15 protein-coding genes are annotated in these 16,019 nt (G+C 42.4%); 3 read left to right on the top strand and 12 right to left on the bottom strand.

Annotated features, from left to right (window positions below; genetic code table 11):
* Positions 1–18 precede the first annotated feature (18 nt).
* Together P4S60_RS00470 and cutA are read right to left on the bottom strand one after the other, a co-directional pair.
* Complete coding sequence (locus P4S60_RS00470) at positions 19–1,845, bottom strand: protein-disulfide reductase DsbD (RefSeq protein ID WP_337114628.1); 1,827 nt, start codon at positions 1,843–1,845, stop codon at positions 19–21.
* A complete protein-coding gene (cutA, locus tag P4S60_RS00465; protein ID WP_063701604.1) occupies positions 1,845–2,165 on the bottom strand; it encodes a divalent-cation tolerance protein CutA in 321 nt (106 codons plus the stop codon). The genes P4S60_RS00470 and cutA overlap by 1 nt, the downstream gene beginning before the upstream one ends.
* A 162-nt stretch (positions 2,166–2,327) precedes the next feature.
* On the opposite strand from cutA, the gene P4S60_RS00460 reads away from it, so the two are divergent.
* The 3 genes from P4S60_RS00460 to groL all read left to right on the top strand — a co-directional run bounded on the left by P4S60_RS00460 (position 2,328) and on the right by groL (position 4,933).
* Positions 2,328–2,804, top strand: a complete 477-nt coding sequence (locus P4S60_RS00460) for an FxsA family protein (RefSeq protein WP_063701602.1) — start codon at positions 2,328–2,330, stop codon at positions 2,802–2,804.
* Between the two features lie 143 nt (positions 2,805–2,947).
* A complete protein-coding gene (locus P4S60_RS00455; protein WP_063701599.1) occupies positions 2,948–3,235 on the top strand; it encodes a co-chaperone GroES in 288 nt (95 codons plus the stop codon).
* A gap of 51 nt (positions 3,236–3,286) precedes the next feature.
* Entirely contained in the window at positions 3,287–4,933 is a 1,647-nt protein-coding gene (gene groL, locus P4S60_RS00450; protein ID WP_337114627.1) for a chaperonin GroEL, read from the top strand.
* 161 nt (positions 4,934–5,094) lie between these two features.
* On the opposite strand, the gene P4S60_RS00445 is transcribed toward groL, so the two are convergent.
* From P4S60_RS00445 to P4S60_RS00400, 10 genes are all read right to left on the bottom strand, one after another.
* The gene (locus P4S60_RS00445; protein WP_337114626.1) at positions 5,095–5,970 is read right to left on the bottom strand and encodes a thrombospondin type 3 repeat-containing protein; all 876 of its coding nucleotides are present in this window, start codon (positions 5,968–5,970) and stop codon (positions 5,095–5,097) included.
* Positions 5,971–6,507: 537 nt separating this feature from the next.
* Positions 6,508–7,986, bottom strand: coding sequence for an NAD(P)H-hydrate dehydratase (locus tag P4S60_RS00440; RefSeq protein WP_337114625.1), 1,479 nt, complete (start codon positions 7,984–7,986; stop codon positions 6,508–6,510).
* 118 nt (positions 7,987–8,104) lie between these two features.
* Positions 8,105–8,917 (bottom strand): adenosylmethionine decarboxylase, encoded by an 813-nt coding sequence (speD, locus tag P4S60_RS00435; protein ID WP_063701590.1) that lies wholly within the window; start codon positions 8,915–8,917, stop codon positions 8,105–8,107.
* A gap of 88 nt (positions 8,918–9,005) precedes the next feature.
* Positions 9,006–9,419 (bottom strand): OsmC family protein, encoded by a 414-nt coding sequence (locus P4S60_RS00430; RefSeq protein WP_063701588.1) that lies wholly within the window; start codon positions 9,417–9,419, stop codon positions 9,006–9,008.
* 144 nt (positions 9,420–9,563) lie between these two features.
* Entirely contained in the window at positions 9,564–9,911 is a 348-nt protein-coding gene (locus P4S60_RS00425) for a DUF3802 family protein (protein ID WP_063701586.1), read from the bottom strand.
* A gap of 128 nt (positions 9,912–10,039) precedes the next feature.
* On the bottom strand, positions 10,040–11,509 hold the full coding sequence (gene astD, locus P4S60_RS00420; protein ID WP_337114624.1) for a succinylglutamate-semialdehyde dehydrogenase: 1,470 nt from the start codon (positions 11,507–11,509) through the stop codon (positions 10,040–10,042).
* Between the two features lie 18 nt (positions 11,510–11,527).
* Positions 11,528–12,544: an arginine N-succinyltransferase gene (gene astA, locus P4S60_RS00415; protein ID WP_337114623.1), complete on the bottom strand. Its 1,017-nt coding sequence runs from the start codon at positions 12,542–12,544 to the stop codon at positions 11,528–11,530.
* Positions 12,545–12,624: 80 nt separating this feature from the next.
* Positions 12,625–13,830, bottom strand: a complete 1,206-nt coding sequence (locus P4S60_RS00410; protein WP_063701580.1) for an aspartate aminotransferase family protein — start codon at positions 13,828–13,830, stop codon at positions 12,625–12,627.
* A 369-nt stretch (positions 13,831–14,199) separates the two neighbouring features.
* Positions 14,200–15,360 carry an HDOD domain-containing protein gene (locus tag P4S60_RS00405; RefSeq protein ID WP_337116803.1) on the bottom strand — a complete coding sequence of 387 codons (1,161 nt, stop codon included), beginning with the start codon at positions 15,358–15,360 and terminating at the stop codon, positions 14,200–14,202.
* A gap of 48 nt (positions 15,361–15,408) precedes the next feature.
* Positions 15,409–15,987, bottom strand: coding sequence for an anthranilate synthase component II (locus tag P4S60_RS00400; RefSeq protein WP_054552416.1), 579 nt, complete (start codon positions 15,985–15,987; stop codon positions 15,409–15,411).
* Positions 15,988–16,019: the final 32 nt, after the last annotated feature.

The following is a 16,019-nucleotide window of genomic DNA, read 5'->3' as shown; positions in this document are numbered from 1 at the left end:
TTTCTTGCACGTTTGCGTTTATTTAGCGCTATTTCGTACTTTTGCTAAATGCTCAGCAAAGTCTTTGGCATTTAAAAAGCCTGTTACACGTTGCTCTAAAAGCTCATTACCTTGGGTATCAAAGAACAGAATGCTCGGTAAACCAAAGACTGTGAACTCTTCCATTAGCTCAATTGTTTTTGCATCACTTTCGGTTAAATCGATTTGGATTAACTCAAAGTGAGTAAACTGTGCTTGAACATTCGTATCAGGAAAAGTGTAGTGTTCAAACTCTTTACACGCGACGCACCAGTCTGCGTATAAGTCGACCATCACTAAGCGCCCTTCGCTACTTGCAGCTGCAATTTCGTCTTTCAATTCACTTAAATTAGCAACTTGTTTAAAACCATGTGTTTGTACTGCGGCTTCGGCAACCACCGCTTTACTCGGCCAAAAATAATTTTTCGTTAGGCTCGCCCCCGTCACAACCAGTAAGGTTGCAGCAAACCAGAGTGCTGTTTTTAGCTTGCCTTGTGATTGCGCACTTTGCCAATGGTGTAAATAAAGTGCGGTCGCAAGTGCTAATAAACCAGCCATTAACCAAATGATTTCAATATCAACAATACGCTCAAGCAGAATTAGCGGAACGACCAGCATGATGAAGCCGAATAACGTTTTCACTTGCTCCATCCAACCACCGGCTTTGGGTAGTAATTTACCGCCAGAAGTCCCCAGTAATAATAGCGGTAAGCCCATGCCTAAACTGAGTACATAAAGTGTTAAACCACCGACCAGGTAGTCACCACTTTGGGCTACATAGAGTAAAGCAGCAGACAATGGCGCTGTTGTACAAGGTGACGCAATCAAACCAGACAACACACCCATCATAAATACGCCAACATAGTTACCGCCTTTTTGCTGGTTACTTACCTGAGTAAGCTTATTCATCATGCCGCTAGGCAGCTTAATTTCGTACCAGCCAAACATCGACATCGCCAGCAATACAAACAAAATACTAAAGCTAATTAACACCGTTGGGTGCTGCAAGTACCCTTGTACTTGACCACCTAATGATGCAACTACTAAGCCCAGTGCAGCATAGGTAACGGCCATCCCTTGCACATAAACAAACGACAGCGAAAACGCTTTTTTAGTCGATAAGTTCTGCTGACCCGCTATAAGGCTCGACAAAATCGGAAACATTGGAAATACGCAAGGCGTAAAAGCCAGACCAATACCCACTAAAAAGAAGATTACTAGGTTGGTCAATAAGCCCTGCGATGCCAGTTTATCGGTATATGACTGCTCACCAGCTGGTTTTGCTACTTCTTGAGAAACGTTTGTTGATGCCTCATTGGTATCAGCTGCTTGTGTTAATGCCGCTAGCGCATTCCCCGCTGACGCGGTTTGTGAAACTTGCTCGCCAGCAATGACAGATAAAGGAATGGTTCTAACTTCTGGCGGATAACAAAGTCCAGCTTCAGCACAGCCTTGAAAACGCACTTTAACAACCGCCCCTTCCGTCACATTACTGAGCTTAGTCACCACACTCAATGAGTTAAAGAAGACCTCGGTTTTGCCAAAAAACTCATCCTCTATGATTTGCCCTTTGCCAAGATCTGGGATTTCAATATCAGCGCCTTTAGCAATTATTTCGACTTTCTTTTTATAGAGGTAATAATCAGGCGCTATATCCCAGCCGATAAATAACGTTTTGCCTTGCTGGTCAAAATCAAAAACAAATGCCTGATCAACTGGCAGAAATGTTTGCTCAGCAGGTTGTAATAGATTTCCAAGTAAATTGTTATTACTTGCACTGGCCGGCACAAGCCACAGTGCGCACAGTAATAAAAGGAACGATCGCATTAATTAAGTACCTCATCCATCCAATTAAAATAGGCTAAATTGCCTGTTGCTACATCAACGACCTGAATTTCTGGTATCTCATAACTATGTAATTTCTTGATAGTTTGGATCACTTCATTCATTTTTTCTGACTTTGTTTTGATCAGTAACTTACTTTCTGTAGCTTGAGTTATCTCGCCATCCCACATGTAAATAGATTCGATTGTAGGCATAATGTTCACACAAGCCGCTAGCTTTTCTTTAACTAGATGTTGTGCCAACTGACGGGCTTCAGCCTCATTCGCACAAGTAGTAAAAATAAGTCGAAAATGCGTAGTCATAAGGAACCTTTGTTTGATTACGTGAGTCGCACCATAGTAGCCGATAGTAACTATAATGTGTAGCGAGCAAGGTGATCCTAGGTTCCACCTTGAAAAATGACCTGCTCACCCCTATTTATATTTCACTGACTCGAAAGAGAATGACATTTTTTAGAGAGCGTTATGTTTAGATTTTTGTTTTTGTTATTTATTTTAGTGCCGATTGTGGAGATTGCGTTACTCATTCAAGTGAGTGAAGTAATCGGCGGCTTTGCCACCATAGCGCTTGTGATTGTGACCGCGATTGTCGGTGCGAAATTAGTGAAGCAGCAAGGCATGGGCGCGATTCAAAACGTGCAATTACAAATGGCACAAGGGCAAATGCCTGCAAAAGAATTATTTACTGGTTTATGTGTGATTATCGCCGGCGTTTTATTAATGACACCGGGCATTATGACTGACTTTTTTGGCTTTTTATTACTCACGCCAGCAATCCGCAACAAACTAGCTGCAGGCCTTGCCAGCCAAGCGACAGTGCGTATGAGTACGCAAGCAAATCAAGGCTCTGCACACTTCCAATATCATAGCAAAGCAGCCGCTCATGAAGAGCCAAACCATCAACCTACAACTATTGATGGTGAATTTGAGCGAAAAGATTAAAATTTTTTAATTTTTGTACTTGGATTTTTTTAAGCCACCCCCATTAATGAATGCAATGAAACGCAACGGGTGGCTTAGCACTCCCCTGCAATAACACAAGATTTTTTCTGTACTGTTCAGAAACTGTTAGGAGAACTAAATAAATGAACATTCGTCCTTTACATGATCGCGTCATCGTTAAGCGTCTAGAAGAAGAAACTAAGTCTGCTGGCGGTATTGTATTAACTGGCTCTGCAGCTGAAAAATCAACTCGCGGAGAAGTTATCGCTGTTGGTAATGGCCGCGTTTTAGACAACGGTGAAGTAAGAGCATTAGAAGTAAAAGCCGGTGACACTGTGCTGTTCGGCTCTTATGTTGAAAAAGTTGAAAAGATCGAAGGTCAAGAGTACCTGATCATGCGTGAAGATAACATTCTAGGCATTGTAGGCTAATCCTACTTTTCATTTAGCAACCCGTTTACAGAATTTAAGAGGAATTAAATCATGGCAGCAAAAGAAGTACTTTTTGCAGGTGACGCACGTGGCAAAATGCTAACTGGCGTAAACATTTTAGCAAACGCAGTAAAAGTAACTTTAGGTCCTAAAGGCCGTAACGTTGTATTAGACAAATCATTCGGCGCTCCAGTGATTACTAAAGACGGTGTATCTGTAGCAAAAGAAATCGAGCTTGAAGACAAGTTCGAAAACATGGGCGCACAAATGGTTAAAGAAGTAGCGTCGAAAGCGAATGACGCTGCAGGTGACGGTACAACAACTGCAACTGTATTAGCGCAAGCTATCGTAAACGAAGGCTTAAAAGCAGTTGCAGCGGGTATGAACCCAATGGACCTTAAGCGTGGTATCGATAAAGCTGTTACCGCTGCTGTTCAAGAACTTAAAGCACTTTCTGTTCCTTGTGCCGATGCTAAAGCAATTGCACAAGTAGGTACTATTTCTGCTAACTCTGATAGCGAAATCGGTAACATCATTGCTGAAGCAATGGAAAAAGTAGGCCGTGATTCAGGCGTAATCACAGTTGAAGAAGGTCAGTCGTTAGAAAACGAACTAGACGTAGTTGAAGGTATGCAGTTTGACCGTGGTTATCTGTCTCCTTACTTCATCAACAACGCTGAAAAAGGCGCAGTAGAGCTAGACAACCCATTCATTCTACTTGTAGACAAAAAAGTATCTAACATTCGTGAGTTACTACCTACATTAGAAGCCGTAGCTAAAGCTAGCAAGCCTCTACTTATCATTGCTGAAGACCTTGAAGGCGAAGCGCTTGCAACGCTTGTAGTAAACAACATGCGCGGCATCGTTAAAGTATCTGCAGTTAAAGCTCCAGGTTTTGGTGACCGTCGTAAAGCGATGCTACAAGACATCGCCGTATTAACTGGCGGTACCGTTATTTCTGAAGAAATCGGTTTAGAGCTAGAAAAAGCAACAGTTGAAGACCTAGGTACAGCGAAGCGCGTTGTAATCACTAAAGATGACACAACAATCATCGACGGTGCAGGTGAAGAAGACGGCATCAACGGCCGTGTTGCACAAATCAAAGCACAAATCGAAGAAGCAACGTCTGACTACGATAAAGAGAAACTACAAGAGCGTATGGCTAAACTAGCTGGCGGTGTTGCAGTAATCAAAGTTGGCGCAGCAACTGAAATCGAAATGAAAGAGAAAAAAGACCGCGTTGAAGATGCGCTACACGCAACTCGCGCGGCGGTTGAAGAAGGTGTTGTACCGGGTGGTGGTGTTGCATTAGTTCGCGTAGCTAGCAAACTTGCTGAGCTTGTTGGCGACAACGAAGACCAAAGCCACGGTATTAAAGTTGCACTTCGTGCGATGGAAGCACCACTTCGTCAAATCGTAACGAACGCAGGTGACGAAGCATCAGTTGTTGTTAACACAGTAAAAGGTGGTGAAGGTAACTACGGTTACAACGCAGCATCTGGCGAGTACAACGACATGATCGAAATGGGTATCTTAGACCCAACTAAAGTAACGCGTTCTGCACTACAGTACGCAGCTTCAATCGCGGGTCTAATGATCACAACTGAAGCAATGGTTGCTGAAATCCCTAAAGATGACGCGGGTGCTCCTGATATGGGCGGCATGGGCGGCATGGGTGGTATGGGCGGCATGATGTAATTATCCCCCTGGTTAAGATCTTTATTTAAAGATATTACCCGAAGGCACCTCACCTTCAAAAGAAAGCCCCTATAAACAAATGTTTTTAGGGGCTTTTTACGATTATAGAAACACAGTCTGATTTAAAATTTCTAACTCTATTTAACTAGAGCTGCTCTTAGCTACTTACCTTTCTTTGGTTTACCTTTATCTGATTTAGCAGCCTCACTGACAATCATGTCTTTTTGCTCTTCGGTGATTAAAGCTTGATCTAAAAGCTCTTCTGCCGCTTTTGCAACACAACTGACGTATTTACCATGATTAGCAAACTCTGATGATTCTCCACATTGTGCAGCCATATGTTGCTCAACAGAACATCCTTCATAAGTTACCTCCTCTGAAGCTGGAGTATCAGGGCAATAATCAAGATCATTATTCACACCATCGCCGTCAACATCAGCATCACATACATCACCTTGGCCATCCTGATCAAAATCTAGCTGATCAGGGTTTGCAACTTCAGGGCAATTGTCCACAGCATCAGGGATACCGTCTTGATCCATATCTTCATCAACGATACCTATCGGGTCACTGATAGTTGAAACAAGGCAATAATCATCACATGAATAAGTTAATGAAGCTGGCATCTGATCCCATACAGCCAAAATAGTGCCGTGCATTGCATCATTTGTGTAAATTAACCAATATTGCCATCCCCAATACACATCATATGATGCTCCACCATCATTAAGGATTGTATAACTGCTCGGTCTTGGTCGAATATCAAATGCGCCTATGCCTGAGCCATAGTTGAACATTTGCATTGCAAATTTTCCATCTTCAGTCCGAAAACCATCATCATACATTTGCTGCGTAGTGTAAGTTCCAAACGTTCCACCAGATACAACTTGATCAGACGATACTGAGATTGTCGAACCATTAATACTGCCATTTGTGGGTTGTAAGTGAACAGTTCCAGTCATAGCTGTAACATCTGCAAATGCCACTGCAGACATAAAACATGAGGCTACTCCTGAAATAAGTAGGTGCTTATTCATATTTATATCCTTAAATTTTGGAGGGTTGAAATGTGCATTCCAAACATCACCCAGAAGTTTAATGAAGCAGTATGAGGCAATTTTATAAGGTGTATAAAACATTCCCGAGACATGACGAAACGAGCTTTTCTGAAACTGCGGATTAATATTTGTAGACAATCCCAAAAAAGTCAATTTACAACCAGCAATAATTTACAAAAACTTTACCGGCGTTACCGTGAAGATTTAAATTTAAAACCAAAAAAGAAAAGACAAATAAAAACACAAAAAATCAATGCGTTAAAAACAGATAAAGCTCGAGAAGTAAGAATTGAAAGATAGCATGCGAATTCAAGTCACTTTACACAGGCCGTTTGTACCATTTAATAGAACAATAAACTAATAGCTAAGCTCACAAGCCCCGCCATACTTCTTTTTCAATGACTGGCACGTTGAATAGGCATATCCACAACGTTTTTCACCTTTCAGTATGTGGCAGTTCTAGCTATCAGTTTTAAGCTGTCAGCTATCAGAACCAGACGGCTGACGGCTGACGGCTCAGTTAACCAACTCCCTCACTATCGCAAACAAGTCACTCGGCAACATGCCTCTTTCGCCTTCATGCTCTGCAGCAATATCCCCAGCTTTTGCATGTAATGTTACGCCCAAACACGCTGCTTGCTGAGGAGTAAGCCCCTGTGCGATCAGTGCCGCTATGATACCTGTTAATACATCACCACTGCCGCCAACCGCAAGTGCAGGATTTCCATCAATACACACCCATGTTTGGTTATTATTAGCAATTAAACTACCAGCGCCTTTGAGTACACAAGTAGTGGAATAGCTGCGCGCAAGCTGTTTTACCGCATGAAAGCGATTTTCTTCAATATCAACCGTGCGGCAATTCAGTAATCTTGCAGCCTCACCGGGGTGCGGTGTGATTACGGTATTCGCTAATAGGAATGATGAAGCATGCTGAGCTATTAAATTTAGTGCGTCGGCATCAATAATCAGTGGCTTGTTATTAGTGAAACAATACTGCATGACAATTTCAAAGGTTGTTTCGGACCAAGCGTCCTGACCAAGCCCTGGACCAATAGCAATACAACTCGCCCACTCTAGCGCACTAATTATATTTGTATCGGTAACCATAAGTTCAGGTCGTCCAATGCTCACTGGCAAAATAGAACTGCTATGGGTATACACTTTGACCATGCCCGCACCAGTGCGAAGAGCGGCCTCTGCGGTTAAACGAATTGCGCCTGCTGTGCCAGCATTACCACCAACACACAATAATTTTCCATGACTGGTTTTGTAACTGTTATTATCGCGCTCAGGAAGCCTCGGCTGCGTCTGATAGTTGATAAGCTCTGCAGCGGGTGATGTCAGTTTTAAAAAGGCATCTTCAATACCTAAATCAGCAAACTCTAGGTTACCTGCATGTGCTCGCCCTTGCCCTGTCACTAAACCTTGTTTAATCCCCACAAAAGTCACAGTGAGTGCAGCTTTAATTGCGACTCCCTGTACGACACCTGTGTCTGCATGAATACCTGAGGGTAGGTCGATAGCAACTATCGGCACTTGGCTTTCGTTGGCAGCTTTAATTAAGGTTGAAAAAGGCTCGCGCACCTTGCTTTGAATACCCGTACCAAGTAAGCCATCAATAATGATGTCTGCTTGCCCAATAACGCTTATATCTGCTGTTATTGCTCCCCCTGCGTCGAGCCAAGCTTGCTGAGCATTGAGGGCATCCCCTTTGAGCGGTTTATCGGGCATGGCAGCAATAACTCTAACCTGCTTACCCGCTTGTTTAGCTAAGCGAGCAACAACATAACCATCACCTGCATTGTTACCAACGCCCGCTAACACAACGAATGTATTTGCTTTAGGAAAATAGCTGATAGCTTGTTGGTAAGTAGCCTGCCCTGCTCGCTCCATAAGCTCATACATACTGATACCACAGCGCTTGGCAGCGGGTCCTTCATTTTCACGAACTTGCTCTGCTAAAAATACCGACTGCGAGAGAGGTACTGACATATCAATCCTTAAATTGGCCTTTTAATCAGCATATAAGTACAGCTGAATGCAGTCAATGAGGCATAAAAAAACGGCGCGTAACTTACATTACGCGCCGTTTTTCTGAAGCTATAGTAACTTACTCTGTGTCTGGTAAGTTACGACCGTAGAAGATCTCTTGCATCTCACGAGTTAGCTTAGAACGAATTTCTTCTTCTTCGTCTTCAGAAAGATCCGCTGTAGAAACACCGAATAAATAAGTATTCAAGTCTGTTTCTTTTAACATCATCTTCGTGTGGAACAAGTTCTCTTGATACACGTTCACGTCCATCATTTGGTACGCTTCTTTAGTATCTTCAGTCATGTAGTTCTGAATTGAGTTAATTGCATGGTCGATATAGTGCTTAACACCATCAACATCACGGGTGAAACCACGTACGCGGTAGTCAATTGTTACAACATCAGACTCAAGGCTGTGAATTAAGAAGTTTAACGCTTTTAATGGCGAGATAATGCCACACGTTGATACTTCGATATCAGCACGGAATGTACAGATACCATCATCAGGGTGTGCTTCTGGGTATGTGTGAACACAGATGTGGCTCTTATCTAAGTGCGCTACAACTGTTTCAGGAAGAGGACCCGGCGCTTCATCAACGTCATACGTTGTTTGTTGCTCAATCGGCTCTTCTGAGATCAAGATTGTTACACTGGCACCTTGCGGATCATAATCTTGGCGAGAAACATTCAAGATGTTTGCACCAATAATATCCACAACTTCACCTAAAATATCGGTAAGGCGATCAGCACTATACTGTTCGTCGATATATTCAATATATTCTTTACGCTGTTGTTCAGTCTTTGCGTAACAAATATCGTAAATACTAAAGCTTAAGCTCTTAGTTAAGTTATTAAAGCCATGAAGCTTAATTTTATCGAAGGGTTTATTCATGCTAAACCAACCTTTAAACGAGTGAAACCTGCACCAGCAGAAATAAAAGTTCGCGGATTTTATACGAAATTTGTGCTCGGAAAAAGCGTTATTTTACCTGTTCTTGCACAACTTCATGACTATGCGTAATTTCTACTGTTTTATCAAGCATTAAGGCAACAGAACAATACTTTTCAGCTGACAGTTGAACAGCGCGAGCAAGGTGCTTTTCAGAGACATCGTTACCGGTAACCACAAAGTGTAGGTTAATCTTAGTAAACACGCGAGGCGCTGACTCTGCACGTTCAGCAGTTAGCTTAACTTGTACGTCAGAAAACGACTGCTTCGCTTTTTTCAAAATGCTAACAACATCAACAGATGAACAACAGCCTGCTGACATTAACACCATTTCCATTGGGCTAGGTGCTGCACTATCGCTACCTGCATCAAAAACTACATTGTGACCTGAATTTGAAAGGCCAATAAACGTATCACCTTCTACCCATTTTACATTCGCTTGCATGTGTTTTATCTCTTAAAGTTATTTTGCTTGATTGTAAGCAAGTCACACACAGATGCAAGGGATAAGAGGTGAGCTTTAGAGGAAAGCGAGTCGCTTATTTTAAGCAGCTCGCTTAAGACGAGAGATTGTGTGGTGCTTTATAAACTAGGCGTTTTCTACAACAGCACTGTCGAATAAGTTTTTCACCAATCCGGCAAACTCATCGATAAAAGCATGCTGTTCAACGGTTACAGTGTGATTCGTGACACTACTAAGTACTTCTTGTAGGTCGTAAACAATACCGTCGACTTCGCGGACTATTTGACTACGTTGTTCAGTATTAAGCTCTGTATGTTGCTCGCAAAGTAACATGACGTTTTCTGCTATCACGTCTTCAATCAGCTCTAACACTGTTGGAGCTCCTGGTTTAATTTGACCTGGCTTCTCAAAAAGCGCTAAATTTTGAGTGAGATACATGACAAGATCATCGTACCCTTGCCTATCTAAAACCATACGACTGCACACCTAATAAAAAACTATCTCTTTAGATTTAAGCAGAAAGCGCTTTTAATTGCTACCTTTGCTAGACATCTCATACAAAAAAAGCAGCCTAAGCTGCTTTTTGTAATGATTTACGATTATTAATCGATTTTTAAGCCTGGACTCAATGTCGCTGGCATCGCTACTTTTTCAAGCTCAACTGAAGCGACTGGGTATGCACAATAGTCAGCTGCATAGTAGGCACTTGCTCTGTGGTTACCCGATGCGCCAATACCACCAAATGGTGCAGCACTTGATGCACCCGTAATAGGACGGTTCCAGTTAACGATACCTGCGCGAATACGACGTAAGAAGTGATCATAATCAGCGGCGCTGTCACTTAATAAACCTGCTGACAAGCCAAAGCTAGTGTCATTTGCTTTATCAATAGCGGCATCAAAATCAGTAAAACGGAATACTTTAAGCAGTGGTCCAAAGTGCTCTTCATCTGGGAAGTTCGCAACGTTTGTACACTCTAAAATACCCGGTGTTACAAAGCCGGTATTTTCTTTGTGAGTTAGCTCAACAAGTACGTCTGCACCTAGCTCAACAAGTTGCTTTTGTGCAGCAACCATACCTGCAGCCGCTGTAGCAGAAATCATCGACCCTATGAAAGGTTGATCTTCTGCGTCGTAGTCGCCCACTTTAATTGCTTTAGTTGCTTTAATAAGACCCGCTAAGATGGCATCACCTTGCTCACCTTTAGGTAAAAACAACTTACGCGCACACGTACAACGTTGACCAGTAGAAATAAACGCTGATTGGATAATATCGTGGATAGCCGCTTTAGTATCAGTAACATCAGTAACGATTAACGGGTTATTACCGCCCATTTCCAACGCTAAAATTTTACCCGGTTGACCTGCAAACTGTTCATGTAAAATATGACCCGTACGAGAAGAACCCGTAAAGAATAAGCCGTCGATACCTTTGTGAGATGCAAGCGCTTTACCGGTTTCAACTTCACCTTGCACAAGGTTGATAACACCCGCAGGTAGACCAGCCTTTTGCCATAACTTTAACGTTAACTCAGCAACTGCTGGCGTTAGCTCAGACGGTTTAAATACCACGGTATTACCAGCTAAAAGTGCAGGTACAATGTGCCCGTTTGGTAAGTGACCAGGGAAGTTATACGGACCAAACACAGCGACAACGCCATGAGGCTTGTGACGGATCATCGCACGACCTTGTGGCATAGGGTTTTCAACATCACCAGTACGTTCTAAAAATGCTTTTTCAGAGATAGCAATTTTACCCACCATCGCACCCGCTTCAGTACGAGTTTCCCAAAGTGGTTTACCGGTTTCTTGTGCGATAGCAATCGCTAATTCTTCGCTGTGTTCTTTAAGCGTTTCTGCGAATGTTTTTACAATCGCTAAACGCTCTGCAAATGTTTTATCAGCCCAGCTGTAAAACGCTTCACGTGCAGCAGCAACGGCGCTGTCTACTTGCTCAGCGGTTGCTGTGTTTGCTTGCCAGATCACATCGTTATTTGCTGGATTTACAGATTGAAAATCATGACCAAGGCCCGCTTGCCATTGACCATTAATAAATTGCGCTGCATGAGTCATTAATATGTCTCCTGAATTTTATAGTGTTGCAAGTGAAACTGAATCGCCAGCTTCTAGGTGAAGCGCCTTGGCAAGTTCACTTGAAATTGTGACGGTATCGGCATCACACGTAAGGCTCACTTCAGTCACGGTTGCTCTAAAATCAGCAAGCTTGTCGTTTGCTAACAATACCGTGGTGTCGCCTTGGCTTTCACCAATCTCAACTTTTACTGTTCTTGCGTTACGCACTGTGGCGATATTATCGACCTTAGCTTCAACAGTTGGACCCGCATCAAAAATGTCTACATAACCATTAAAAGTAAAACCTTCACTCTTTAATAGTTCAATCGCTGGGCGTGTATTGTCATGTACTTGACCAATCACAGCTTGCGCGTCTTTGCTTAGTAAGTTGACGTAAATTGGGTATTTTGGCATTAACTCAGCGATAAATACTTTCTGACCAATACCCGTTAAGTAGTCTGCCGTCGGAAAGTCCATCGAGAAAAAGTGTTCTTCGAGCCATTGCCAGAATGGGCTTTCGCCATTTTCATCTGAAACACCACGCATTTCTGCAATCACTGTTTCAGCAAAACGCTCTTTATGTTGGTTAATGAACATAAAACGCGCTTTTGAAAGCAATTTACCGTTATTGTTTTTACGGTAGCCGTCTTTTAAGAATAAAGTGCACAGCTCAGTTGCACCTGTGTAATCATTACACAGCGTTAAAATATCAACGGCTTTATACACGTTTAGCGTACGAGATGAGTGAATCGCTTTACTTAAATGATAATGATAAAAAGCATCATCCAAACCTACGGCAGCTTCAATACCTGAAGTCCCTACAACTTCTCCCGTTTCGCTATCTTCAAGAACAAACAAGTAACCTTCATCACCTGGCTGCTGCGCTGTTTTTGCGAATGAGCTGACAGAGTGATCGATTTTCTTTTGTAATAACTCTTCATTATTAGGCAAAGACGTAAAGCCATGTCCTGATTCATCAGCAATCTTTACTAAGGCTTGGTAATCGCTTTGCTGGATTGGGCGAAGGATCATCATAAGTCCGCTTGCTCCCTTATAAATAACGGTAAATTAAGAAATGAGGGCAAGCCTAGCTTGCCCTGAAATGACAGTTTCGCTTAGCCGTTTACGACTTTTGCAACTGCTTTTTCGAAACGAGCCATACCTTCGCGGATATCAGCTTCTGGAATAACAAGTGACGGTGTGAAACGAACAACATCAGCACCAGCAACTAAAGACATAACGCCTTCTTCAGTACCGGCAACTAGGAATTCTTTTGCACGACCTTTGAATTGCTCAGTCACCACTGCACCAATTAAAAGACCTTCGCCACGGATTTCAGTGAATACATTGTACTTTTCGTTAATCGCAGTTAGTAACTCACGGAATAATGCTGACTTTTCTTTAACACCGTTAAGTACGTCTGGCGTATTTACTGTGTCGAATGCTGCTTCTGCTACTGCACACGCAAGTGGGTTACCGCCGTAAGTAGAACCATGAGTACCGACTTTTAAGTGCTTAGCAATATCAGTTGTCGTGATCATCGCACCGATTGGGAAGCCACCACCTAACGCTTTTGCCGTTGTTAAGATATCTGGAGTTACATTAAGACCTTGGTAAGCATAAAGTTCACCAGTACGACCAACACCTGTTTGCACTTCATCAAAGATAAGTAGTGCATTGTGTTTAGTACATAGCGCACGTACACCTTCAACAAACTCAGCAGTTGGAGAAATGATACCGCCTTCACCTTGCAGAGGCTCCATCATTACCGCACAGGTATTGTCTGAGATAAGTGCTTCAAAGGCCGCTAAATCGTTGTAATCACAGTGCACGATATCACCCGGTTTTGGACCAAAACCATCAGAGTATGCAGCTTGACCGCCTACTGTTACAGTGAAGAATGTACGGCCGTGGAAGCCTTTATTGAATGAGATAATTTGTGACTTTTGCTCACCGTAATTATCCAGTGCAAAACGACGTGCTAGCTTAAGTGCCGCTTCGTTTGCTTCTGCACCTGAGTTTGCAAAATATACTTTCTCTGCAAACGTTGCATCAGTTAGCTTTTTAGCTAAACGAAGTGCTGGCTCATTCGTCATTACATTTGATAAGTGCCAAATTTTTTCGCCTTGCTCTTTTAATGCACTTACAAGAGCCGGGTGACAATGGCCAAGACAGTTAACAGCAATACCACCAGCAAAATCGATAAATTCGCGACCTTCTTGGTCCCATACGCGAGAGCCTTCGCCTCGAACTGGAATAACACTTGATGGTGCATAGTTAGGAACCATTACTTGATCAAATAATTCGCGATTGACTGTCATTTTATATCCTCATAATTGTAAGCACACACAGAGTAAGGTAGCGCCCTAAAGCTAAACTAAGCCATTTTACTTAGCCGATTGAGCTTAGCGCAAAATCACCAAAATTACTCTTTGGTTCAATTTTCATTCATCCATTATTTCAGAAAATTTTCGTCATGTCTCTTAGAAAACTTTCATGTAGCCCTTGAAAATAAAGGGCTTGAGATATTTTTTCATGGATAGTGAATAACTATTTGAAGGTTGTTTTTCGCTCGAAATAGAACAAAAAGGCGTGCCGCTACTGAGCCAAGCAGAGGCTAAAGAGAAAAAATTTGTTGCTGCGGATTGATAAACAGTGAATGAATAGTCGCAAAAAAATTAACAATTTTTTTAATTAATTTGGATATGAAAGCGATCAAAATTGCATTTTGCTAGCTGATCAAGCTCTTCTTTACTGAAATCGAAGTGCGCAAACCAACGCTCAGTTTCGTCACTTTCGACCAGTTGATGCTCATTTAAACTTAAATACTGGGCATAACAACGGGCTTTTAAAATCACTTTGGTAAGTGGCAAATACTCATCATTTTTAGCCAGTGGCGTCGTTAACTGCTGCATGACCGCATTAAATGGTAAATACCTAAAGGCCATTTGCTCAATCACGGTCGCTGTTACCTTCATCGACTGCTTGTTTAGCAAGGTGCTTAAAAACAAAGGGTCTGGTTTTAGTTCTAATAAAGCTGTGTGCAAGTCTTTCTTTTGCTCATCACGGGCTTTTGTTACTTGGCGTTGCCAAACTAACTCGAAAATACGAAGATATATGCGAACTAGCGCTATCTTACCCACATCAAGTAGCATACCTAAAGTAAACGCGTGCACCTCATTTACACCATTAAGCTTCGCAATCTCTTGTGCTGCGATAGCACATGCCATTGAATTATCACGAAGTCGACGTTTTAACAGCGGGAATGGTTCTGTACTGTGCGGCATCCAATGGCGTACCGCAAAGGTTGGCACGACAAATTTTAAGTTATCTAAACCAATGTAGCGCGACGCTAATAATGGATTATCTACTTGAACTGAAGTGTGTTTATTACGTTGTTTACGATAGAAAGGTAAATTCACAAACGCGACAAGCTCACGGCCTAACCAACTTAAGTCTTTAACTAAGGGCTCGAGTCGACCCACTGAGGCCGAGCGCACAGCTAAAATATCTAAAATAGCAGGGACGCTATCTTGGATGCCGATTGTTTCGTGAATCACGGTATCAATGTCTTCAAGCTGCTTCTGCATGGCGGCTTCAATCACTTGGTGTAACTGTTTGCTCGCCTGAGCACGGTATTTATGGTGAGCTGTACTACTCTTTTGACGCTTTTTCTCGGCAGCAACTTCAACCTCTAATAAAGTACGCTGCTCCATTGACTCGCCATAATCGATTTCTAAAGTATGAATAAAACCAATTTGGCGCTGTGCAAAACTGTGACCAAGCAAAAGATCGTGCGCGCGCTCATTAAGCACCATCGCAGTCCTTTGTTGTCGGTTTTCTTCGGTCATTTGCACAGGCGTATTGTCGGTCATATTTGTTAATTCACTAGCCTAAGATTAGAAGCGAGTTAAAAAGTTAGCAAGTAATTCAAGCCCTTGTTGGGTCAAAATTGCTTCGGGGTGAAATTGCACTCCTTCAAGTGCTAAATCATTATGCATGATCCCCATAATTTCATCAAAATCAGAATTTTGTTCTGTCCATGCGGTAATAGTGAAGTCACTAGGCAAGCTTTGTTTATCCACCACTAAAGAGTGGTACCGACATACTGTCAGCGGGTTGGCCAAACCGTTAAACACACCTTGATTGGTATGCTTAACTAACGAGGTTTTACCATGCATCACTTGCTTTGCACGGATCACATCGGCACCTAGAGCTTGAGCAATAGTTTGGTGCCCTAAGCAAATACCAAGAATAGGTAACTGGCCTTTTAATTGTTCAACCACTTGCAAAGAAATGCCTGCTTCGTTTGGTGAACATGGCCCAGGTGAAAGTACGATGTGCTCTGGGTTAAGTTGTTTAATCTCTGCGATACTGATCTCATCGTTTCGTTTAACTAATACATCTTGATCCAAGCGCTGAAAATACTGCACTAGGTTGTATGTAAACGAATCATAATTGTCGATCATTAACAGCATTGCGTGTAACCCAAAATTATTCAGTCAAAATA

The sequence above is a fragment of the Pseudoalteromonas sp. Hal040 genome (assembly GCF_037162425.1).
Taxonomy (GTDB): Bacteria; Pseudomonadota; Gammaproteobacteria; order Enterobacterales; family Alteromonadaceae; genus Pseudoalteromonas; species Pseudoalteromonas gelatinilytica.
Note: the sequence above shows the minus strand (reverse complement) of the source record. Positions and strands in the feature narration are given on the sequence as shown.

Coding starts and splice junctions, on each gene's coding strand:
- speD (WP_063701590.1), bottom strand. CDS start 8,917: ATGAATAAACCCTTCGATAAAATTAAGCTTCATGGCTTTAATAACTTA.
- P4S60_RS00430 (WP_063701588.1), bottom strand. CDS start 9,419: ATGCAAGCGAATGTAAAATGGGTAGAAGGTGATACGTTTATTGGCCTT.
- groL (WP_337114627.1), top strand. CDS start 3,287: ATGGCAGCAAAAGAAGTACTTTTTGCAGGTGACGCACGTGGCAAAATG.
- P4S60_RS00425 (WP_063701586.1), bottom strand. CDS start 9,911: ATGGTTTTAGATAGGCAAGGGTACGATGATCTTGTCATGTATCTCACT.
- astA (WP_337114623.1), bottom strand. CDS start 12,544: ATGATGATCCTTCGCCCAATCCAGCAAAGCGATTACCAAGCCTTAGTA.
- P4S60_RS00440 (WP_337114625.1), bottom strand. CDS start 7,986: ATGTCAGTACCTCTCTCGCAGTCGGTATTTTTAGCAGAGCAAGTTCGT.
- P4S60_RS00455 (WP_063701599.1), top strand. CDS start 2,948: ATGAACATTCGTCCTTTACATGATCGCGTCATCGTTAAGCGTCTAGAA.
- cutA (WP_063701604.1), bottom strand. CDS start 2,165: ATGACTACGCATTTTCGACTTATTTTTACTACTTGTGCGAATGAGGCT.
- P4S60_RS00400 (WP_054552416.1), bottom strand. CDS start 15,987: ATGCTGTTAATGATCGACAATTATGATTCGTTTACATACAACCTAGTG.
- P4S60_RS00405 (WP_337116803.1), bottom strand. CDS start 15,360: ATGACCGAAGAAAACCGACAACAAAGGACTGCGATGGTGCTTAATGAG.
- P4S60_RS00410 (WP_063701580.1), bottom strand. CDS start 13,830: ATGACAGTCAATCGCGAATTATTTGATCAAGTAATGGTTCCTAACTAT.
- P4S60_RS00460 (WP_063701602.1), top strand. CDS start 2,328: ATGTTTAGATTTTTGTTTTTGTTATTTATTTTAGTGCCGATTGTGGAG.
- P4S60_RS00445 (WP_337114626.1), bottom strand. CDS start 5,970: ATGAATAAGCACCTACTTATTTCAGGAGTAGCCTCATGTTTTATGTCT.
- P4S60_RS00470 (WP_337114628.1), bottom strand. CDS start 1,845: ATGCGATCGTTCCTTTTATTACTGTGCGCACTGTGGCTTGTGCCGGCC.
- astD (WP_337114624.1), bottom strand. CDS start 11,509: ATGACTCATGCAGCGCAATTTATTAATGGTCAATGGCAAGCGGGCCTT.